The sequence below is a fragment of the Thermosulfurimonas marina genome (genome assembly GCF_012317585.1).
Taxonomy (GTDB): domain Bacteria; phylum Desulfobacterota; class Thermodesulfobacteria; order Thermodesulfobacteriales; family Thermodesulfobacteriaceae; genus Thermosulfurimonas_A; species Thermosulfurimonas_A marina.
The window spans coordinates 1392344-1413011 of record NZ_CP042909.1; the positions used below are offsets into that span (position 1 = coordinate 1392344).

A 20668-nucleotide genomic window follows, 5' to 3' on the forward strand; every position below is an offset into this window, starting at 1 on the left:
GGTATTTAGCGGCGCAATTCCGGTTTAAGAAACCAATCCATACGCCAGAAATCCTCCCGTAACAAGGCCAGACAGCCCGAAAAGCGGAACTTCACTACTTCCTTTTCCGGATCTCCGGTAAGAAGGAGGCTTGTGAGCCGCGAAAGAAAGGGGAGGTGCCCGGCGATCAGGAGATCTTCGGCGCGGTCCTTCAGGACCTCGGCCACGGGGAGGGGATCATCCAGAGGGGCGAGCCCTTCTTTTTCTACGGTCCGGGCTCCGAGGGCCTCGGCCAGGATCTCCGCGGTCTCTCGGGCTCGCAATTTGGTGGAGTGCCAGATTTCCGGGACCCGGATTCCCAATTCCCTGAGCCAGTCGGCCATACGCTGGGTCTCTTCCCGACCTTCAGGGGAAAGGGGCCTTCGGGGATCTTCGGCCTCGGAAAGAGACTTTCCGTGCTGAACCAGATAAAGCCTCATACCCCCTCACCTCCGGATTTCTTTTTTATAAACTCTAATTCCTCCAGGGCCGTAGGGGTAGCCCGGCGCACCCGGATCTCCCAGTCTCCGAAGTGGAAGACCTCTCCGGGGCGAGGGATGCGGCCGGCCAGCTTAAGCACAAAGCCTCCCACGGTCTCGTATTCCCCTTCCGGGATCTCTAGCCCCACCTCCCGGGCGGTCTCTACCTCGGTAAAGGCCTTGAGGAGAAAGTGTCCCTCTCCCAATTTGAGATAGGGTTTGACCTCCTGCTCCAGTTCGTCCAAAAAGTCCCCCAGGATCTCTTCCATGAGGTCTTCCAGGGTGAGAATACCGATGGCCGCCCCGTATTCGTCCACCACCACCGCATAGTCCTCACCGCTTTTCTGCATTTCGGAAAGGGCCTCGGCCGCGGGCTTGAATTCCGGAAGATAGCGCACCGGCCTCACATAGGCCGAAAGGCGCCCCTCAGCCGGGGCGTCTAAAAGGTCCTGGGCGTAAACCACCCCCACGATGCGGTAGACCCGTCCTCGAAAGATCGGAATTCGCGAAAAGCCGTAATGGGCGAAGATGCGCAGGGCCTCTTCCACCCGGGCCTCCTCGGGGAGCATCTTGACCCTCACCAGGGGCACCATGACCTGGTCCACGGTCTTTTCGGCGAAGGAAAACAGCCTTTCTAAGGCTTTGCGTTCCAAGGGTTCGAGGCTTTTTTCGGTGGCCAGGAGGCCCTTGAGTTCTTCCCGCACATAGGTCGGCACGGTGTGTTTCGGGGAGCCTAGACCTTCCACCGTGCGCCGCGCCAGGGCCGAGATGGGAAGCACTAAAGGATAGAGGATTCGCGAAAAAATATAGAGGGGCGGGGCCAGAAGGGGAGCCAGGGTCAAGGCCCGGGCCCGGGCCAGGTTTTTGGGGATGATCTGCCCGAAAAGGAGCATGGTCGGAGGCAGCCCCACCAGGGCCAAGAGCCCTCCATGTTCGGGAAAGATTTCCAGAAGGAGACTGGTGGTGAAGACCCCGTTGGCGATCACGCAGAGGTTGAGGCCCAGGAGGGTGGTGGTAAGGAGCTTTTCGGGATCCTCAAGGAGAAGGAGACCCACTCGGGCCCCTAGATGCCTACGGGCCAAAGAACGCAGACCGGCCTTTCCCGCGGAGAGGAGGGCAATTTCCGCCGCGGCAAAAAAGGCCTCTCCGGCCAGCAACCCCAGAAAAACCAGAAGGGTCAGTCCTTTCATACCTCGAGCCTTTCCACGAGCAGGGTCTCCAGCCGGTGATCCCGCAATCCCTCCACCCGGAAGCGGAAGCCGTATCCCTCGACTTCTTCCCCTTCGGCCGGAAGCCTTCCGAAAAGATGCAGGACCAGTCCGGCCAGGGTCCGGAATTCTCCTTCCGGAAGTTCTGCCCCGGTTTCCCGATTGAAATCTTCGATATGGACCCGGCCCTTGACCAGATACCGCCCCGGGGCTATCTCCCGAAGGAGAGGCTCTTTGGTCTCCTCCCGGCGATAAATTTCTCCGAAAAGCTCCTCCAGTACATCTTCCAGGGTCACCAGCCCGCTTAACCGGCCGTATTCGTTTACCACCAGGGCCAGCTTCAGGCGCCGCCGCTGGAATTCCTCAAGGAGCTGGCGCACCCGGGTGGTCTCCGGCACGAAAAAGGCCGGGCGGGCCACTTCCGAAAGCCGCAGGGTCTTTTTCTGGAGCCGGGCCTTGAGGAGGTCCTGAAGATATAGGACCCCTACCACCTGATCCAGATCCCCCTGATAGACGGGAATCTTGTGAAAGGGAGCCTTTTTGAGCTGGGAAAGGACCTCCGGGGTGATCTCCTGGTCGGGAAGGGCCCAGATCTCTTTCCTAGGAGTCATGATGGCCGCCACCGGGGTCTCCTCGGTCTCGAAGAGCCCGTAGATGAAATGGCGCTCTTCCGGCCTCAGGGCCCCGGAGGCAAAGGCCTCTTCTACCAGGTGTTTGATTTCTTCCTCCGGAGGGACGCGGTGTCCCGTAGAAAGAGAGAGCCCGGCCAGCTGAAAGATCCCCTGAGCCAGGGCCAGGAGGAGGACCCGGAGAGGAGAGAGCAGAAGGACAAAGAAATAGAGCGGCCGGGAGAGGGCACAGGCGGCGGCCTCCCGGAAGCGAAACCCTATTACCTTGGGAAGGAGGTCTCCCCAGGCGAAAAGGAGGAGACTCATCAGGGGATAGGCCACCCATTTTCCCGCCATCCCCATGGTCTCGTAGAAAAACCAGCTGGCCAGCGAGGAAGACACTATGTCCGCGATCTCGTTTCCCATGAGAATGGTGGTCAGGAGTTTCTGGGGCTCTTTGAGGAGCTGAGCCGCCAGGCGGCAACCCGCCCGGGTATGGCGGCGCAGGCGGTTGATCTCTAGGCGAGAGAGGGAAAAGAGGGCCGTTTCCGAACAGGTAAAGAGGGCTGAAAGGAGGATAAAGACCAGGATAAGGGGCCAGACTTGCCAGGGATCCAAGTCCGCTCTTTCCTCCGGAAGCTTTGTTCGGTAAAAAGATAATACCATGGATACGCGCTGGGTGAGCTACTTTCTGGCGGGAGGCCTGAGCCTCCTGGTGGCGGCCCTCCTAGTGAAGCTCCTGCGGCCCTTTTTCCAGCCGGTGGCCTGGGCGGTTATCCTTTCTTTTTATCTTTTTCCAGTAAACCTTTGGTTGCGCCGCAAACTCGGAGATCGACGGGCCTTGGCCGCCGTGGTCCTCATCGCCGGGGTGGTGCTCTTCCTCCTCCTTCCCTCCGGTTTTATCCTTACCGAGGTCACCCGCCAGGCCCTGGATCTGGTAAGCGGCCTCAAGGGGCTGCTCGACCGCGGTCCTCAGGCCCTGATCCCTTCCCCGGAGAAATATCCCCGGCTTTACGGTCTCCTTCAGGGCCTGGTCTCCCGCCTCACCCCCTTTGAAACCCAGCTCAAGCAGGTGCTGGCGGCCCTGGCCTCCGAGACCGGCCAATTCCTTATCACCCAGGGCAAAAGCCTTTTCCGCAACACCGTGGCCCTGATCTTCAATCTGGTCTTCATGCTCATCACCCTCTTTTATCTCTTTCGGGATGGGGATCGTTTCGTGGAAGAGGTAAAGGAGCTCCTGCCAGGCACCTTAGAGGAGACCGAGCGCATGGTGGGCAAGGTGCGGGAAGTTCTGCGGGCGGTTCTTTTCGGGGGATTGCTTACCGGTTTGGCCCAGGGGCTGGCGGCCTTGATTATTTATCTCCTTCTGGGGCTACCTTCAGCCATCTTTTTGGGCCTGCTTACCGCTGCGGCCTCTTTCGTCCCCATGGTAGGCACGGCCCTGGTCTGGATCCCGGCCACCCTTTATCTCCTGGCCAAGGCCTCTTTCATCAAGGCCCTTATTCTTCTGATTTATTCCCTGGTGGTGGTGAGCCAGATCGACTCCCTCCTGCGGCCCTTCATTGTGGGTTCCCAGACGGAGATCCATACCCTCTTTCTCTTTTTCAGTATCCTGGGCGGGCTTAAGGCCTTTGGGGTGCTGGGGGTCTTTCTAGGGCCCATCGTGCTTTCGCTGGCCATTTCTCTTCTGGAGATCTACCGCCTCAAGGTCGTGCACGGTGCCGGAACTGCCTGAGGTAGAGACCATCCGGCGGGACCTGGCCCCTCTGGTGGGACAAAGCCTCCAGAGGGTCACCGTAAAGCTTCCCAAGCTGGTGCGTCCTCGTCCCGGGGCCTTAAGGACCCTTTGCGGACACGTTCTCCAAGAGATTGCTCGCCGGGGAAAACTCCTCCTCTTTGACTTCAGGGAGAAACTCCTTCTGGTCCATCTGGGGCTCACCGGGGCCCTGGTGTTGGGAGAGGACGGGGTCTCGCCGCCCCCGCACACGCAGGTGATCCTGCACTTTGAAAAGGCCCCTCTTTTTTACGCCGATCTGCGTCAGTTCGGCTGGCTGGAGGTGGTAAGCCGGGAAGAACTTCCCCGGCATCCCTTTTACGCCTCCCTGGGCCCCGACGCCCTAGGGATCCCTTACGAAGAGTTTTTCCGGCGTCTCAAGGCCTCCGGGCGTCGTCTCAAGGCCCTACTTCTTGACCAAAAGGTCCTTTCCGGCCTGGGAAACATCTACGTGGACGAGAGTCTTTTTCGGGCCGGTCTCCATCCAGAGCGCCCGGCCCGAAGCCTTTCTCCCGAGGAAATAAGGCGTCTCTATGAGGCCGTCCAGGAGGTCCTCCGGCGGGCCCTGGAGTTGCGGGGCTCTTCCGTGCGCGACTACGTGGACGGCCGAGGGGAGTCCGGGGCCTTTCAGGAAGAACACCTGGTCTACGGGAAACGGGGCCAACCCTGTCCCCGTTGCCGGACCCCTCTCGCCTATAAGGTGGTAGCCGGCCGGGGTACTACCTTCTGCCCCCGTTGCCAGAGATGAGCTATTGGAAGATTTTGGGGGTTATTTCCAGATAGATCTTCTGCACCGGGGAAAGGCTCCGGGGCCATTCCGAGGGTCGGGGTGTGGTCTTTCGGAAGAATCGGTAGACTCAACTTTGACACCCCGGGCAAAAAAATTCGCTTGTATCAACGGTTTCCGGGCATACTACCCCCGCGTTCCACAACATCCTCTCCTCCCACCTCAAGAACCCTCCCTGGTACCCTTATTCCCACCGCCTTGAATACCTCATAGGCCTTCCCCTCAAGTTCCGTCCTCACCAAGTAATCCTCCCATCCACCGTAACCTCCACCGCCTTAAGCCGCTCAAGATCCGTCATCACCTCCTGATATTAATCCGAGCAATTAATGTGTGACATTACATGGCATATCTGACTGCCGGAGCACGGAAGTAACTCTTCACTATCTCTGGCTGCCTTTGCGTGCTCATCAAATAGCTCCTCACGTTGCCCATCAATTCTTCTTTCGTCCGGGACCTCCTCCTTCCCACTGCGCTTGTCTTCACGTCTTGATTCAGATATTCATCCGGATTCAGCTCCGGACTGTATTTCGGTAAAAAGAAAATCTCTATCTCTTCTTTATGTCTACTCACCCACTTTGACACCTTCTTCGCATGATGTACCCTATGATTGTCAACTATCAGAAATATCTTTCTTTTTTCGTTGGATCTTATGAGTCTTCGTAAAAATTCGATAAATATCTCCGCATTAAACCGCTCCCCAAAAATCATGAATTTCATCTTCCCTCGGTTGCTTATGGCCGATATCATGTTGAACTGAAATCGCTTGCCGCTTACTTCCACCACCGGTGTTTCCCCCTTAGGGGCCCAACTCCTTCCTGCCTGATGGTCAGACCTGATCCCTGTCTCGTCTCCCCAGTAAATCTCCGCTCCTTCCTCTCGGGCCTTCTGCTTGATCCGTGGATATTCCTCCTCAAGCCACGCCTTTACTTCCTTAGGATTCTGCTCATAGGCCCGCTTCAAAGGCTTCTGCGGCGTAAAGCCCCACCGCCTCAAATACCGCCCTACCGTCCATACCGATAGCTTGATCCCAAACTTCCTCTCTATGAGCTGCCCCACAGCCTCTCTAGTCCAAAGAGCAAAGGGAAGCTTCATCTGGTCTGGACATCTGTCCCTTATGAGATTGCAAATCAGCGCCGCCTGCCAACCCTTAAGCTTTCCTCCCTTAGGTCGTCCGCGAGGTTTGGCCAAAAGGGCTTCTTCGCCTTTTTCCCGATAGATTTTGAGCCATCTTGAAATGGTCCCTCTGGCCACACCAAAAGTTTGAGCCACCTGGGTTTGAGACTGGCCATTGAGGACAGCTCGGACGGCTCTAAGTCTTATGGCTTCTTGAGCTTTTGGGGATAAATAGCGAGCGTCTTTCATAGGGGAAGACAACCACAAAAATTCTTTCATGTCATACATTTTCTGCACCTCTTAATAACGTACAGAACTCCAGAGCTTCTTCTATCCATAGTTATAGAATCACTTTCCATCATGACTAAACACCTCATCCAAAATACTTTCTTTCATTTCTTCAAGCTGAGTTATTTGGCTCTGGATTTTCTCTTTAAGTGTTTTGATTTTCTCATAAACATTGTCAAGGTGGTTTGCTATTTCCTTTTGCTTTTCAAGGTCAGGTTGGTTGTTGCGGAAGGGGAGGGGGATTTTGGTTGATAAAAGCTTTTTATTTGATATACCTGCTTGACCAATCCACTTTGTAGCTTTTAGATAGAAAAAGCCTTTGCTCCAAAGAAAATTAAGATACCAGCTTAAAAAATCTGGTGTTATCCTTTGTTTATTTACTCTTATTCTTGTTATATGGTTGCTGTAAGTATAATTTCCGCTTAGTTCTTTAAAGACTGCTGCTCTTCCGACAAGTTCAATGCTGTTAGTATTATTAAATAAGACATCGTTGTAATTAATAAAGTAATCTTCTACTCCTTCCATTTCTTTTGGGATAAAAGTTAATTCTGAAAGGCTGATTTTGTTCCAGTTTGCTATATTATAAGGGCGAAGCTGTGGTATCCCGTTATTTAAGTCTATTTTCCTTCTTTTTTGTTTAGATAAAGCAAATCCGGATTTAACATCTTCTACTAATTCTTTTAACCTCACCTCTCTCCAATCTTCCCCCTCTTTCGGCTTAAATGCTTCTTCTAAAACGCTTTCCCAGAGTTCGTCAAGCCATTCAAGTTCTTTCTTTTTCTTCTCTAAGATTTTGTCAATTCTCGTGAAGTTTGCCTCAATGTATTCAACAATTTTCTTTTGCGTTTCTAAATCCGGCTTGCCATTGCGGAAGGGAAGGGGGATTTTAAGGTTTTTAAGATGGTTCTTCGTGATTGCTTTAAATGTAGTGCCTCTTCCTCCTAATTCTTCTAATTCTTCTTTAATGCTTATAAACAAATAAAATAGATATTTTGGTTCTCCATTGAATCTTATAGCTGCCAATCCTCGTCCGATACAGTATTCTTTATCAGCAATATTAACATCCCCAACAGGTGCTCTAACCGATAACAAAACATATCCTTTTTGAGCTATCTTTTTAGGATCGGTTGTAAACATAACATTCTTGGGATAAAATCTTCCGAACTCTTTATTGCCTTGTAAAAAAGGAAATCCTTTTCCGTCTCTGTTATAAGATAAGGATGGAGGAGATTGCCCCATTATTATTTCACTAACAATTTTATCCCCCAACCTCACCTCTCTCCACTCAACCCCTTCAACTTCCCATGGTTTCTTTTTAGTTTTTGTGAATGATTCAAGCGGTTTCATTGTAGTATCCCCCTTAACTCCTCAAGCAAAGCCATAACTTCTTTTTCTTCCTTCAAAACTTCTTCTAAAATCTCTCCAGCGGGCCTGTATTCTTTCTTCTTTAACTTGTTTGGATTCCTTGGAGTTAATTCATAGGTTTCCTTATCAATCTCGTCAATCTTAACAATCCATGAGTTTTCGCTTATTTCCCGGCTTTTCCACTTCTCATAGCAATCTACTAAATATTCATCCTTGATAGGATCTGTTTTTGTGTATTGTTTCTCTACCCATCTACCATATCGGGTTTTTACCATTCCCTTTGGGTGTTTATGCTCATAATACCATATCTCCTTTGTTGGTCCTGTTTTATCAAAGAAAAGCAGGTTTGTTTTAACGGGAGTTTTTCCAGAAGCGGTAAAAACACCTTTCGGCAAAGAAATAATCGTATGGACATTGTAATTTTCAAGTAATTCTTTTCTCACCCTTACAAAAGGACCTGTTGTATTGGACAAAACGCCTTCTGGCACTACTATTCCAACCCTTCCACCTTGCTTGATTTTCCTCATCACATATTGCAAAGCCATAAGCTCTGTATCAGAACTTTTAACAGGGAAATTAACTTTAAATCTTTCATCAAACTTGCCACCAAAAGGTGGATTTGTTAGAATAACATCAACCCTGTCCTTTTCCTGAATCTTTCTCACATCCTCAGCAAAGGTATCAACCTTGTAAATGTGGGATGTGGGAAGATTATGCAAAAGAAGGTTCATAATACCTATAAGATAAGGGACATCCTTCTTCTCCTGTCCGTAGAACATCTCGCTTAGAATCTCTGTTTCCTTTGTTGTAAAAACATTTTTACTCTTCAAAATATGGTTATAACTTTCAATCAAGAAGCCGGCAGAACCCATAAAAGGATCCAAAATCTTTTCCCCAAGCTTTGGATTAACTATCTTAACCATCAATCTAATTACGGGTCTCGGGGTGTAATACTCACCGGCGTATTTCCCCATCTCCCCAATTTCCGGCAAAAGTTCTTCATACAGTGTAGAAATCACATAAATGTCATCTCTTGTTTTAAATTCAAGTTCATCAATGAGCAAGGCAACCTCTCTTAACTTGTAGCCGTCTTTCAGGAAGTTCTGTATTTCCTTACCACTGAAAATGGTGGCAATTAACTCTTTTTCATCATCTCCGTCTAACCTTGAAAGGAAGGGAAATAACTCGTTATTAACAAAATCTATCAGTTCCTCACTTCTCCAGTCTTTATGGACCCAGTCCTTCCATCTGTAAGGAGATGGGATATTCCTTTGATATGTTTCCCCTTTCAATTTTGCCTTTAACTCTCTTTCATCTTCTAAAGCATCATATAGTTTCAGAAAAAGCATCCATGATAATTGAATAATGTAATTAACCGAGGCAATCTCATTTCTGAGTAAATCACAAGCCTGCTTGAACTTTGATTTTAGTGTTTGCCTGTCCATTATCTAACACCTCCCACTTCATAAAGACTCCAGGATATGTTTTCAAGCGTATGTTTAAGTCTATCTATACCTCCGAAGGAATCTATAATCTCTTTTAATTTGCCAATTTTCTCAATATCCGGGGTTGTTAAGGCTTCCGTAGATATTTCATCAATGCCACCAATCTTGTATTTTTCTATTAAGTTAAGTAAAACTCTCTTTGCGGTTTCGTTAAATGAGTTTAAAAATTGCTGTTTTTCGTTTAACAATGCCTGGGCTCTATCATCTCTGCTCAATATAGGAGCATCAAAGGCAACATGCGCTATAATATCAAAAGCGTCTGCATCGGGTCTATCAAGCAATTGGGCTATTAGTTCCGGATTTATGCTCTTTGCTTTTAAATCCTCTAAAAATCTCTTTCTGCTTTCTTTATCTATCCATATTTTTCTTAAATCGTCCAGTGTTAGAACTTTTTTCTTTACATTTTCTCTGGCATACTCAATGTATCTGGCTTTGTTAAGTTTCTCACCCTCTACCTCAACATATAACTCCTCTTCTACATAAACATTAATACCTTTAATCACTACTTTTCCTTCTTTTGGTCTTTTCTTTTTCAATTCAATTACAACAGCAATTTTATCCTTGAAGGGTGTTGGATCTACGCTCACTTCCCTTGGTTTATAATCCTTCGCTTCAACTTTCACTTTAATCGGCGAATGTGGGCAACCATCTATTATAAATTCTCCGTTTTCATCCGTTCTTGCCGGTTTGACCATATTAACCCCTAATTTTGCGGTTATCTTTGCATTGGCAATCGGAGTTCCATCTTCACTATCAACAACCTTACCCTTTAAAAAGTAATCAAAAGGACCTTCCAGAATATCAGGAATGTACTCTTCAGGTGGCATGTCCCATGGATCCAGGAGGCGGGTAGCATTTACAAAATCTAAAATCCTGAAATAGAATTTATCAGTATCTTCACTTATCCTGCTTCCCCTTCCCATAATTTGTTTGAATAAAACCTTAGATGCAATGGGTTTCATGAATACGATATTTTTTACGGGAGGAATATCAACACCTGTGCTTAATAAATCAACGGTTACAGCGATAACAGGAGTCTGACTTTCAGGATCCGCCATTTTCTGGGCGAGTTCTATTGCGTTGGGTTCTTCATCAACAATCCTTACGACAAAATCATCCGCATTTATTCCGGTTGAAGTAATATCATAAGCCAATTCGTTTTGCAAAATCTTTACAACATCTAAAGCATGTTCCTTGGTTACACAGAAAACGATTGTCTTCTCCGTCGGACCATAAATTTTCAATATTTCGGCAAGTTTCTTTGTCATTGCTTCTGTTCTATCTGGAAGAATAATTTCCCTTTCAAATTCACCAACGGAGTAAAAATCTTTGATTTCCGTTTCCTCGGGAGCCTCAATAATAGCACCTTCACTGGCTATATCGGTAAGAGAGATTCCACCTTTTTTATCAATATTCATGTAAATCTTGTGGATTTTGTAAGGTGCGAGGAAACCATCTTCTATCCCCTGTCCCAAACTATAAACATAAACAGGAGTGCCGAAATAGGCATAGGTATCTATGTTGTCATCCCTTTTTGGTGTTGCTGTCATACCGAAATGAACGGCATCTTTGAAATAATCAAGAATTTCCTTCCATCTTCCATATCCAGATCTATGGCACTCGTCAATAATCACCATATCAAAAAAATCCGGCGGATATTCTTGGTAGAGTCTCTTTCCGTTTTTCTCCGAGTAAAGGGTTTGATATGTAGCAAAATAAATATCCCTTATTTGAGAGGCTTTGCCTTCCTTTATTATCTCTCTTTTTCCCTCAAAGGGTTCAAACCGATTATATGCTTGATCTCTGAGCATAATTCTATCGGCAATATACAACACTCTACGAACTTTATGAGTATGATATAGTTTCCATGTAATCCAGAAGGCAATCTCCGTTTTACCGGTTCCTGTAGCCATTGTGAGTAAAATGCGCTTTTTTCCGTTCAAAAAGGCTTCAATAACATTCTTTACCGCGGCAATTTGATAATACCTTGGAGTTTTGTTTCGGACGATTTTATAGGGATATAGGAGGGGATTTTCCTCCTTGTTAAAGGGTAAAGTTTTATTAAACTTCCATAATGAATATCTTTCCCAGAGTTCTTGTGGAGAAGGAAATTTATCAAGTGTCCTTTGCTGTTTTGTTATAAAATCGTATTCTTCTATCTTATGCCCGTTTGTTGAGTAAGCAAATGGAACATTTAGCATTTCTGCATATCTTTTTGCCTGTTGCATTCCTGCTGCATGATGTTTTGATTCATCCTTTGCTTCAACAATTGCTATTGGAAAATATCTTTCTAAGAACAAGATGTAATCTGGTTTCACCCCTTCTTTTCTGTTTCCGTATTCGTCTATTATTCTGCCTTCGGTTATTTTTAACTCACGCTGTATTAACTCTTCCGACCATCCCGATTCATGTAATTTTGGGTCTATTAGTTTAGCCCTTGTTTCTGCTTCGTTTAGCATAAGTTTCACCTTTTTTATTAATCTTCTTCATATTTAATCCTTAAAGCCATTAGCTAGATTTCGGACAAGGTTTTGCGGACATACGAAGTCCAGCCGTAAGGCTGAATTTGGGCGAAGCGTAGCCGTACGTTCGCTGTTATCGGAAGTCCCGCATATCATCAATGTACCTCCAACATATCACCTTTGAAACCAAATTTTTCAAGAAGTCGTCTAGCATTATTTATACAACCTGCAGTGCTGTAATGTACCTCGATATATAGTCCGTTGGATAATCGTTTTGGTGCTCTAAAACTATCTCCATACCTGTGCTTAGGTTCTGTATTTATTAAATGGCGCTTTCTTCCAATTGGTATTGGGCAATCGCTTCTTTTTAATTTTCCTTTCCGTATAAGCCATTCTGCAGTATTTGTTAATATTTCGTAAGAATTCCTAATCTCAAAAATATCGCTACCTATCTTCATTTTTCTTGGTCGCCCTCCTTCCCATGGGGGTGGCTCTGGTAAAGGAACATATTCTCCTGCTTCTTCTGTTGGAGTAATCAATTCTTTAATCCTCTCTTTGAGAAAATCCTCAATTTCCATAGGCTCAAATTCATAGTCAGGATACCCTTCTTTAATTAATTTCTCAAAAACAGGAATTAGCCCCTTGATAATTTCTTCTGGTTCGTCCACTAAAGATTGCCAAATTTCATCCAATATTTGGAGTTTCTTTAAGAGTCTCTCGATATTATCAATATTATCTTTCGAAATTGTGCCCAATTTTCTTATGCTTGCAGTTAATTCATCACTTTCAATATCCGTTTTCCAAGCTATTCTCTCAGACATTGTAGTTCCTTCTTGAAAAGCCCTGAAAAGTATCCAAATAGCTCCATTAGTTAGAACTCCATATTTCATTCCTTCACCAAAGCAATATTTTGCAAGCTGGCGAATAACATCCTTTTGTTCTATATCTACCGATAATTTCTTTGCTTCAATGAATAGAACTTTGTTGCCGTCCTTTATAAGAGAGTAATCAGGGACTCCTTCTTCGGTGGAAATATTCGGTTGTACTTCTTCAGGATTCTCAGGATTCCACCCCAAAGCTCTTAATATGGGATTTACTATTTGATCTCTAACTGCCATTTCGTTTTGTTCATAAAAAGAGCGATATTTCTTCACTCTCTCAACAACTGTTTCTAATGTTTCTTTAAGCATTTTTCTCACCTCCTATTTTAGGGATCTCCGATAACGTCGGGCGGGTATCCGAAGTCCATCCTAAGTCAGGATTTGGGCGGAGCATAGCGAAGCCAGATACCTGCTTGTTAGGCGAATGCGAAAGCACCGAGCAATCTAAATGATTGTGAGAGTCCCGAACCCCGTTCATGTTCCACCCTCTATTATTAATCCGAGCAATTAATGTGTGACATTACATGGCATATCTGACTGCCGGAGCACGGAAGTAACTCTTCACTATCTCTGGCTGCCTTTGCGTGCTCATCAAATAGCTCCTCACGTTGCCCATCAATTCTTCTTTCGTCCGGGACCTCCTCCTTCCCACTGCGTTTGTCTTCACGTCTTGATTCAGATATTCATCCGGATTCAGCTCCGGACTGTATTTCGGTAAAAAGAAAATCTCTATCTCTTCTTTATGTCTACTCACCCACTTTGACACCTTCTTCGCATGATGTACCCTATGATTGTCAACTATCAGAAATATCTTTCTTTTTTCGTTGGATCTTATGAGTCTTCGTAAAAATTCGATAAATATCTCCGCATTAAACCGCTCCCCAAAAATCATGAATTTCATCTTCCCTCGGTTGCTTATGGCCGATATCATGTTGAACTGAAATCGCTTGCCGCTTACTTCCACCACCGGTGTTTCCCCCTTAGGGGCCCAACTCCTTCCTGCCTGATGGTCAGACCTGATCCCTGTCTCGTCTCCCCAGTAAATCTCCGCTCCTTCCTCTCGGGCCTTCTGCTTGATCCGTGGATATTCCTCCTCAAGCCACGCCTTTACTTCCTTAGGATTCTGCTCATAGGCCCGCTTCAAAGGCTTCTGCGGCGTAAAGCCCCACCGCCTCAAATACCGCCCTACCGTCCATACCGATAGCTTGATCCCAAACTTCCTCTCTATGAGCTGCCCCACAGCCTCTCTAGTCCAAAGAGCAAAGGGAAGCTTCATCTGGTCTGGACATCTGTCCCTTATGAGATTGCAAATCAGCGCCGCCTGCCAACCCTTAAGCTTTCCTCCCTTAGGTCGTCCGCGAGGTTTGGCCAAAAGGGGCTTCTTCGCCTTTTTCCCGATAGATTTTGAGCCATCTTGAAATGGTCCCTCTGGCCACACCAAAAGTTTGAGCCACCTGGGTTTGAGACTGGCCATTGAGGACAGCTCGGACGGCTCTAAGTCTTATGGCTTCTTGAGCTTTTGGGGATAAATAGCGAGCGTCTTTCATAGGGAAGACTACCACAAAAATTCTTTCATGTCATACATTTTCTGCACCTCTTAATAGCAAAGAATTTCAGGACATCTGCCAAGAGATCGGGTGCTGACCGGTCTCTAGGACCCAAACTTCGCCTATCTCTTTTAGGGCCCGGATAACCGGAGCGAGCTTGATTCCTTCCGGCCGCGTCCCTAAAACAACCGCTAATCTCACCGGATATTCCTGGAAAATTAGGTATCAAAGTTTGTGTATACCAAAATTTTGACGATGTCTAGACACAAGGTCAGGTAGGCAACCCACCGCAGGCCGGAAAAATTGGCGCGCCCGGGAGGACTCGAACCTCCAACCTTTGGATTCGTAGTCCAATGCTCTATCCGATTGAGCTACGGGCGCACCATCCCAATTTTAACCGCACTCCTTTGCCTTGGCAAGGGAAACACTTTCCTGTAATTATGAAGCAAGATCGTCTGGAGGAGGCCCCCGGATGTCCATCATGGAAGATACCCTTCCCACGGAGGGGCCGGGCCCGAAGATCCTTTTGGGGGAGCCGGTCCAGAGAGGCTATAGTTATCTTTACGAAGGCTTTGTCATCTACGAGGAAGGCGGAGAGCAGGCCCTGATGGTCTTTGAGAATCCCTTCTGGGGACGGGTCCTTTTCATTAACGGAACCGCGCAGTTCACCTCCCGGGATGAATTTATCTATCACGAGGCCTTGGTGCACATTCCGGCTCAGGCTCTGCCCGAAGGTCGCCTCCGTCGGGTTCTCATCTGTGGAGGGGGAGACTACGGGGCGGCCCGGGAGGTCCTTAAGTACCCGGAGGTGGAAGAGGTTATCATCGCGGACATCGATCCCCGGGTGCCGGAGGTAGTGCGCCGCTATTTTCCCCAGCTCCTTCCCGAAAATCCAGAGGATCCTCGTCTCAAACTCTTTACCGTAGATGCCTTTAAACTGGTAAAGGAGATGGTGGAAAGAGGAGAAACCTTTGACCTGATCATTATTGATTCCACCGATCCGGATGTCTCGGTCACCGAACATACCCTGGAACTCTCGCATTCCCTTTTCGGAGAAGAATTCCATAGTCTCCTCAAGAGGCTGGCCCCGGAGGGACTCATCGTGCAGCAGGCCGCCACCCCTTTCACCATGAAGAATATCCTCGGGTCTTCCTATCGGGTCTTCCGAAAGGTCTATGGTCCGGAAACCTACTGTTACCGGGCCAATATTCCCTCCTTCGGGGGAGACAACGCCTTTGTCCTGCGCTCCCCCCTGGATCCCACCGTGCGTCGGCGTAAGGGCCTTCCCGAGACCCGTTACTACACTCCGGAACTTCAGGCGGCCTCCTTTGTGCTTCCGCGATTCTGGCTTACGGAGGTCCTGCATGATTAAGGTCCTGGGGATCCTGGGTTCTCCGCATCCTTTCGGGGGCTCAGGAAGTCTTCTGCGGTGTGCCCTTTATGCCGCGGAGGAACTGGGGTGCCGGGTGGAACTGGTGGAGGTCTATGGAAAAAGGATCGAGCCCTGTGCGGGGTGTGTGCAGGACGAAGAACCCACCTGTCGCTATCCCTGTATCTTCGAAGATGAGGGCCGCAAGATCCTCGAGCAACTCCGGGAAGCCGAGGTCTATATCTTTGCCACCCCGGTTTACTGGTATGCCCCTTCGGGGCCTCTCAAGATCCTCATCGATCGCATGACCGCCCTGGAAAACATGGTGGCCTTCGGGGAGCCCAGCTATGTGGAAGGTAAGTCTGTGGGGGTGATTACCGTGGGGGCGGATGCCGGGGCCACCCTGGCCGGGGCCTACCTTCTTACGGTGCTCAACGCCATGGGGGCCATGGTCCCTCCTTGGGCTCACGCCTATTCCCATCGGGGCCAGGAGGCCCTCTTTGATGATCGGGCGGTGATGGACGCCATCAATGTAGGGCGCCTGGCCGCCGGTCTGGCCCTGCGGGTAAGGGGTGAGGAAGGACCGCTGGCTTATCTAGAAGACCGCAATCTTTTGCGGCGTATCCGGGAAAGGGTCTGGCGAGAAAAAAGGACCTGGGAGGAGGAAAATGAGCGGGGAGAAAGGGCGCGCCCATCCCGTTCTTGAGGCCATTTATAGCCGAAGAAGTGTGCGGGAATACACCCAAGAAGTCCCGCCGCGGGAGTTGATCCTTGAGGTTCTGCGGGCCGGGATCTGGGCCCCCTCGGGACTCAACAACCAGCCCTGGCGTTTTGTGATCGTCTGGAACGCCGAAGTCCGGGAAAAACTGGCCGAACTTACCCGTTACGGAGAGATCATTCGCCGGGCTCCGGTGGTCATTGCGGTCTTTCTGGATCAGGCGGTAATGTACCACCAGATCAAGGATCACCAGTCTGCCGGGGCCTGTCTGCAAAACATGTTGCTGGCGGCCCATGCCCTGGGATTAGGTGGGGTGTGGCTGGGGGAGATCCTCAAGAATGCCGACCGGGTGCGGGAGGTCTTGGGGCTTCCTGAGGGATTGGAACTGGCGGCGGTGGTGGCCCTGGGTTATCCTAACGACCGGCGCAAGCGGGCCGGGCGTAAGCCTCTGGAAACCTTCATCCTCAAGGAGATCCCTTGAGGCCTCTGGCCCTGTTTCTACTTTTGGTCTTGATGGCCTCTCCCGCGGAAGCCCTTCGCCTCCGGGACTTCAGCGTGGCCCCTTACCAGGACTACCTCCTCCTTTACGCCTATGTGGAGGATCTCCCGGAGGCCGATCTCAAAGAGGCCATGAGACACGGTCTGGGGCTGAGCTTTACCTATGAGGTGGAGATCAAGCGCCTGCGGCGCTTTCTGCGGGACGAAACCCTCCTGGCGCAAGAGATTGTACGCACGGTCTATTACGATCCGGTTAAAAACCTCTATTTCGTGCATACCGTGGGGGCCTCTGCGGCCCCCTATCGGGCCCCTTCCTTTCGACAGGCCTTGGCCCTAGCCTCTTCCCTCGAGGGGGTACCCCTTCTTCCCCTCAACCGTTTTGAGGCCGGAAGGCGCTACCGGGTGAGCCTCCGGGTGCGCATTCGCAAGTTCACCCGCGTAAGCTTCCCCCAACGACTCCTGCGGGTCCTCCTTTTTAGGGGAGAGACCCTGGAATCCCCCTGGCAATCTTTGGTGTTTACCCCATGAATCCCCTGGCCGAGGAGCGTCGGCGTCGAAAACGGGAGTTAGTTTTCCTCTTTTTGGGGTTTCTCCTCTTTTTGGGGCTGGTCCTGGTGGAATTCCAGGTCTTTCAGCTCTTCCCCCCGCCCTTTACCGGACAAAATCTCCTCATCTTCATCCTCATCCAGGTCAATCTCATTTTACTGCTCCTCGTGCTCTATCTCATGTTGCGTAACCTCCTTAAGACCGTGCTGGAGGCCCGGGCCGGGCGGCTTTCCCGAAGTCTGCGCCTCAAACTTACTCTTTCCTTCCTTATCCTTAGTTTTATCCCGGCCCTGGTCCTTTTTACCGTCTCCCACCGCTTTATTGAGACCAGCCTGGAGTACTGGTTCGGGAGCAATTTGGATCAACAACTGGAAAAGGCCCTCTTTGAGGCCCGGGCCTATTATCAGGATCGAGAAAGGGAGGTCCTTCTTAAGCTCCAGAAGTTTTCCGAGATCTTAGCCGAGACCTCCCGGCTTTCGGGAAGATTCTTCCGAACCCACCGCAAAGGTCTCGAGCTGGACACCTTGGAGGTCTATGATCTTAAGGGCCGGCTCATCGGGCGCTCCTATTCCCGTGAGGTGCGGGCCAATATCCTGGGGATTCCCCCCTCCCTTCTCCAGCAACTCCTGGCCGAAAAGTCCCCGGTCTCGGAGACCAGTGCGGTCCGCGGGGCGGTTCTTCTGCGGGTCTTTCTCCCGGCCAGCCTCAGAGGGGGCCGTCCGGTGATCCTGGCCGGAGGGGTCCTTTTGGATCCCGGCCTGGAAAAACTCCTCAAGGACATCAGCTCCGGTGTGGGTCTTTATCAGCAACTCAAATTCCTGCGGGCCCCGCTCAAGACCTCCCTTTTGCTCCTTCTCCTTTTGGTGACCCTTCTTACCATTTTCGTGGGGGTCTGGTTCGGAATGCGTTTTGCCCGCAGGCTCACCGAGCCCCTTCAGGAGTTGACCCTGGCGGCGGAGCGTCTGGCGGCCCGGGACTTCGAGGTCCATCTCCCCGAGGAGGCGCCGGACGAGGTAGGGGTCCTGGTGCGGGCCTTCCGGCGCATGGCCGAGGAACTTAAGGCCTATCGGGAAAAGATTGAAGAAAGCGCCCGGGCCCTTTCCGAGGCCAACGCGGAGCTAGAGCGGCGTACGGCCTATCTGGAGACCATTCTGGCCCATATTACCGCCGGGGTGCTGGCCGTGGACAGACAGGAAAGACTCACCCTGGCCAACCAGCGGGCCTGCGAACTCCTGGAGCTTCCTCCGCAAGCCGTAGGGCGGCCTCTTTCGGAGGTCCTGCCCCCGGAGATCTATCAGGCCCTAAAAGATCTACGGGAGAGGCTCCCCCGAGGCGAGCCCTTAAGTCAACCCCTGCGCCTTTTTCGGGGAGAAAAGACCCTGGTCCTGGGGGTTACGGCCAGCCGCCTTCCGGAAGAGGCCTTCCCGGGCTATCTTTTCATCCTGGAAGACCTCACGGAGAAGGAACGCATGGAGAGACTGGCGGCCTGGCGCGAGGTAGCCCGGCGCATCGCCCACGAGGTCAAGAATCCCCTCACCCCCATCCAACTGTCGGCCCAGCGCCTGCGCCGTCGCCTGGAAGAAAAGCTCCCTCCGGAGGAGCGGAAGATCCTGGCCCGGTGTACCGGTACCATTGAGACCCAGGTGGAGGAACTTAAGCACCTGGTAAACGAGTTTTCGGCCTTTGCGCGGCTTCCGGGACTTAAACTGGAAAGACACGATCTTTCCCAGGTCCTCCAGGAAGTGGTGGACCTCTATCATGAGGCCCATCGGGAGGTCCGTTTCCGGGCGGAGATCGGGGCCCTGGAACCCTTCTTCTTTGACCGCGAGCAGGTAAAGCGTATCTTTCTCAATCTTTTTGATAATGCCCTGGCGGCCATGAAGGGGCGGGGAGAGATTGCGGTTTCGGTCCAGGCCCAAGGGGACTGGGTAGAGATTGTGGTGGAAGATGACGGCCCGGGGATCCCTCCGGAGATCCGGGAGCGACTTTTTGAACCCTACGCCTCCGGAAAGGGGAGCACGGGGCTGGGGCTGGCCATCGTAAATTCCATTGTGGAGGGGCACGGAGGAGAGATCCGGGCCGAGGACCGCAAGCCCCGAGGGGCCCGATTCGTGATTCGCTTGCCCTATCGGCGGAGCCATGCCTGAAATCCTGGTGGTAGATGACGAAAGGAGCATCCTGGAAAGCCTCCGGGATATCCTGGAGGATGAGGGCTATCGCGTGCATTGTGTGGAAAGCGGGGAGGAGGCCCTGCGGCTGGCCCAGGAAAACCCTCCGGATCTGGTCCTCCTTGATGTCTGGCTTCCCGGAATAGATGGCCTTGAGGTCCTGCGCCGCCTGCGGGAAACCCAACCCACCCTTCCGGTGATCATGATCTCCGGCCACGGGAATATTGAGATGGCGGTCAAGGCGGTAAAGCTCGGGGCCTTTGACTTCCTGGAAAAGCCCCTTTCCTACGACCGGGTGGTGGTCTCGGTGGAAAAGGCCCTCAAGGTGCGGGCCCTGGAGGAGGAAAATCTTCGTCTTCGGGCCCGGTTGCGGGAGCCGGGCCTTACGGGAGAATCTTTGGCCATCCGTGAGGTGCGGGCCCTGATCGCCCGGGTGGCTCCTACCGAGGCCACAGTCCTTATTCAGGGGGAGTCCGGGGTAGGCAAGGAGGTGGCTGCCCGCATGATCCACCGCCTTTCCTCCCGGGCCTCCGGACCCTTTGTGGAGGTAAATTGCGCCGCCATTCCAGAAACCCTTATCGAGAGCGAACTTTTCGGTCACGAGCGCGGGGCCTTTACCGGGGCCACGCAGGCCCGCCGCGGGAAATTTGACCAGGCCCACAGGGGGACCCTCTTCCTGGACGAAGTGGGGGACATGAGTCTTTCGGCCCAGGCCAAGGTCCTGCGGGTCATCCAGGAGAGGAGATTTGAACGAGTGGGGGGTGACCGGCCCATAGAGGTGGACGTGCGCCTCATTGCTGCCACCAACAAGGATCTGCGAGCGGAGATTGAGGCCGGCCGCTTCCGGGAGGATCTCTATTTTCGATTAAACGTGGTCCCCATCGTGATTCCTCCCCTGAGGGAGCGTCCAGAGGATATCCCCCTCCTGGTGGAAGAATTCCTGGACGAGCTTTCCCGGCACAGCGGCCTCGGGCGCAAGACGGTTTCCCCGGAGGTACTTGAGGCCCTCAAACGCTATCCCTGGCCGGGAAATGTCCGGGAGCTTCGCAATCTCATCGAACGTCTGGTCATTATCTGCCCCGGGGAGGAGATTACCCTCAATGACCTTCCCCGGGAATTTCTGGATTATGCCGAAAAGGGGGCCCCTGCCCAGGAAATTCCGGAGTGGTTCCGGCTTTCGGACTTTAAGGCGGCTCGTGAGAGTTTTGAAAGGGAATTCTTGCGGCGCAAACTGGAGGAATTCGGAGGTAATATCTCCCGGATGGCCGAGGCCATTGGTCTTCGCCGGAGTTATCTCCACCGCAAGCTCAAGAATCTGGGCTTGGCCCGATAAA

General features: G+C 50.9%; 16 protein-coding genes, 1 tRNA gene and 2 pseudogenes. 8 read left to right on the plus strand and 11 right to left on the minus strand.

The genetic code is table 11. The features are described 5' to 3' along the window. Positions 1–5 precede the first annotated feature (5 nt). The 3 genes from sixA to FVE67_RS07285 are packed head-to-tail and all read right to left on the minus strand — an operon-like array spanning position 6 to position 2931. A complete protein-coding gene (sixA, locus tag FVE67_RS07275) occupies positions 6–458 on the minus strand; it encodes a phosphohistidine phosphatase SixA (protein WP_168719953.1) in 453 nt (150 codons plus the stop codon). After that, a complete protein-coding gene (locus FVE67_RS07280; protein WP_168719954.1) occupies positions 455–1687 on the minus strand; it encodes a hemolysin family protein in 1233 nt (410 codons plus the stop codon). The genes sixA and FVE67_RS07280 overlap by 4 nt, the downstream gene beginning before the upstream one ends. Beyond that, a complete protein-coding gene (locus FVE67_RS07285) occupies positions 1684–2931 on the minus strand; it encodes a hemolysin family protein (protein ID WP_168719955.1) in 1248 nt (415 codons plus the stop codon). The genes FVE67_RS07280 and FVE67_RS07285 overlap by 4 nt, the downstream gene beginning before the upstream one ends. A 46-nt stretch (positions 2932–2977) precedes the next feature. Here FVE67_RS07285 and FVE67_RS07290 point away from each other — a divergent pair, with 46 nt between their 5' ends. Together FVE67_RS07290 and mutM are read left to right on the plus strand one after the other, a co-directional pair. Further along, a complete protein-coding gene (locus FVE67_RS07290; protein ID WP_168719956.1) occupies positions 2978–4048 on the plus strand; it encodes an AI-2E family transporter in 1071 nt (356 codons plus the stop codon). Next, complete coding sequence (mutM, locus tag FVE67_RS07295) at positions 4032–4835, plus strand: bifunctional DNA-formamidopyrimidine glycosylase/DNA-(apurinic or apyrimidinic site) lyase (RefSeq protein WP_168719957.1); 804 nt, start codon at positions 4032–4034, stop codon at positions 4833–4835. The genes FVE67_RS07290 and mutM overlap by 17 nt, the downstream gene beginning before the upstream one ends. Before the next feature lie 146 nt (positions 4836–4981). Here the strand turns inward: mutM and FVE67_RS09490 are convergent. The 8 genes and pseudogenes from FVE67_RS09490 to FVE67_RS07330 all read right to left on the minus strand — a co-directional run. Next, a pseudogene (locus FVE67_RS09490) lies at positions 4982–5184 on the minus strand (IS1634 family transposase); the annotation flags it as partial. Positions 5185–5210: 26 nt separating this feature from the next. Then, on the minus strand, positions 5211–6236 hold the full coding sequence (locus tag FVE67_RS07300; protein WP_168719958.1) for an IS630 family transposase: 1026 nt from the start codon (positions 6234–6236) through the stop codon (positions 5211–5213). A 99-nt stretch (positions 6237–6335) separates the two neighbouring features. Then, positions 6336–7622, minus strand: a complete 1287-nt coding sequence (locus FVE67_RS07305; protein ID WP_168719959.1) for a restriction endonuclease subunit S — start codon at positions 7620–7622, stop codon at positions 6336–6338. Then, complete coding sequence (locus FVE67_RS07310; RefSeq protein ID WP_168719960.1) at positions 7619–9085, minus strand: type I restriction-modification system subunit M; 1467 nt, start codon at positions 9083–9085, stop codon at positions 7619–7621. Before FVE67_RS07310 ends, FVE67_RS07305 begins: the two co-directional genes overlap by 4 nt. Beyond that, entirely contained in the window at positions 9085–11604 is a 2520-nt protein-coding gene (gene hsdR, locus FVE67_RS07315; RefSeq protein ID WP_246167942.1) for an EcoAI/FtnUII family type I restriction enzme subunit R, read from the minus strand. Before hsdR ends, FVE67_RS07310 begins: the two co-directional genes overlap by 1 nt. Before the next feature lie 158 nt (positions 11605–11762). Next, entirely contained in the window at positions 11763–12797 is a 1035-nt protein-coding gene (locus tag FVE67_RS07320; protein ID WP_168719962.1) for a type I restriction enzyme HsdR N-terminal domain-containing protein, read from the minus strand. A 211-nt stretch (positions 12798–13008) separates the two neighbouring features. Beyond that, positions 13009–14035 (minus strand): annotated as a pseudogene (locus FVE67_RS07325) (IS630 family transposase). A 304-nt stretch (positions 14036–14339) separates the two neighbouring features. Next, positions 14340–14416: transfer RNA gene (locus FVE67_RS07330), tRNA-Arg, on the minus strand. A 91-nt stretch (positions 14417–14507) separates the two neighbouring features. Here FVE67_RS07330 and FVE67_RS07335 point away from each other — a divergent pair. The 6 genes from FVE67_RS07335 to FVE67_RS07360 are packed head-to-tail and all read left to right on the plus strand — an operon-like array spanning position 14508 to position 20667. Continuing rightward, positions 14508–15407 (plus strand): spermine/spermidine synthase domain-containing protein, encoded by a 900-nt coding sequence (locus FVE67_RS07335; protein WP_168719963.1) that lies wholly within the window; start codon positions 14508–14510, stop codon positions 15405–15407. Further along, positions 15400–16110, plus strand: coding sequence for a flavodoxin family protein (locus FVE67_RS07340; protein ID WP_168719964.1), 711 nt, complete (start codon positions 15400–15402; stop codon positions 16108–16110). Before FVE67_RS07335 ends, FVE67_RS07340 begins: the two co-directional genes overlap by 8 nt. Then, positions 16073–16603, plus strand: a complete 531-nt coding sequence (locus FVE67_RS07345) for a nitroreductase family protein (RefSeq protein WP_168719965.1) — start codon at positions 16073–16075, stop codon at positions 16601–16603. Before FVE67_RS07340 ends, FVE67_RS07345 begins: the two co-directional genes overlap by 38 nt. Beyond that, the gene (locus FVE67_RS07350; protein WP_168719966.1) at positions 16600–17148 is read left to right on the plus strand and encodes a DUF4390 domain-containing protein; all 549 of its coding nucleotides are present in this window, start codon (positions 16600–16602) and stop codon (positions 17146–17148) included. Before FVE67_RS07345 ends, FVE67_RS07350 begins: the two co-directional genes overlap by 4 nt. After that, positions 17145–19313 (plus strand): sensor histidine kinase, encoded by a 2169-nt coding sequence (locus FVE67_RS07355; protein ID WP_168719967.1) that lies wholly within the window; start codon positions 17145–17147, stop codon positions 19311–19313. Before FVE67_RS07350 ends, FVE67_RS07355 begins: the two co-directional genes overlap by 4 nt. Further along, positions 19306–20667: a sigma-54-dependent transcriptional regulator gene (locus FVE67_RS07360; protein WP_168719968.1), complete on the plus strand. Its 1362-nt coding sequence runs from the start codon at positions 19306–19308 to the stop codon at positions 20665–20667. Before FVE67_RS07355 ends, FVE67_RS07360 begins: the two co-directional genes overlap by 8 nt. Position 20668: the final 1 nt, after the last annotated feature.

Excerpts from the sequence above, each read along its gene's own strand:
- FVE67_RS07340 (WP_168719964.1), top strand. The coding sequence starts at position 15,400 with ATGATTAAGGTCCTGGGGATCCTGGGTTCTCCGCATCCTTTCGGGGGC.
- sixA (WP_168719953.1), bottom strand. The coding sequence starts at position 458 with ATGAGGCTTTATCTGGTTCAGCACGGAAAGTCTCTTTCCGAGGCCGAA.
- FVE67_RS07335 (WP_168719963.1), top strand. The coding sequence starts at position 14,508 with ATGTCCATCATGGAAGATACCCTTCCCACGGAGGGGCCGGGCCCGAAG.
- FVE67_RS07290 (WP_168719956.1), top strand. The coding sequence starts at position 2,978 with ATGGATACGCGCTGGGTGAGCTACTTTCTGGCGGGAGGCCTGAGCCTC.
- FVE67_RS07355 (WP_168719967.1), top strand. The coding sequence starts at position 17,145 with ATGAATCCCCTGGCCGAGGAGCGTCGGCGTCGAAAACGGGAGTTAGTT.
- FVE67_RS07300 (WP_168719958.1), bottom strand. The coding sequence starts at position 6,236 with ATGAAAGACGCTCGCTATTTATCCCCAAAAGCTCAAGAAGCCATAAGA.
- FVE67_RS07305 (WP_168719959.1), bottom strand. The coding sequence starts at position 7,622 with ATGAAACCGCTTGAATCATTCACAAAAACTAAAAAGAAACCATGGGAA.
- FVE67_RS07345 (WP_168719965.1), top strand. The coding sequence starts at position 16,073 with ATGAGCGGGGAGAAAGGGCGCGCCCATCCCGTTCTTGAGGCCATTTAT.
- FVE67_RS07280 (WP_168719954.1), bottom strand. The coding sequence starts at position 1,687 with ATGAAAGGACTGACCCTTCTGGTTTTTCTGGGGTTGCTGGCCGGAGAG.
- FVE67_RS07310 (WP_168719960.1), bottom strand. The coding sequence starts at position 9,085 with ATGGACAGGCAAACACTAAAATCAAAGTTCAAGCAGGCTTGTGATTTA.
- FVE67_RS07320 (WP_168719962.1), bottom strand. The coding sequence starts at position 12,797 with ATGCTTAAAGAAACATTAGAAACAGTTGTTGAGAGAGTGAAGAAATAT.
- FVE67_RS07360 (WP_168719968.1), top strand. The coding sequence starts at position 19,306 with ATGCCTGAAATCCTGGTGGTAGATGACGAAAGGAGCATCCTGGAAAGC.
- hsdR (WP_246167942.1), bottom strand. The coding sequence starts at position 11,604 with ATGCTAAACGAAGCAGAAACAAGGGCTAAACTAATAGACCCAAAATTA.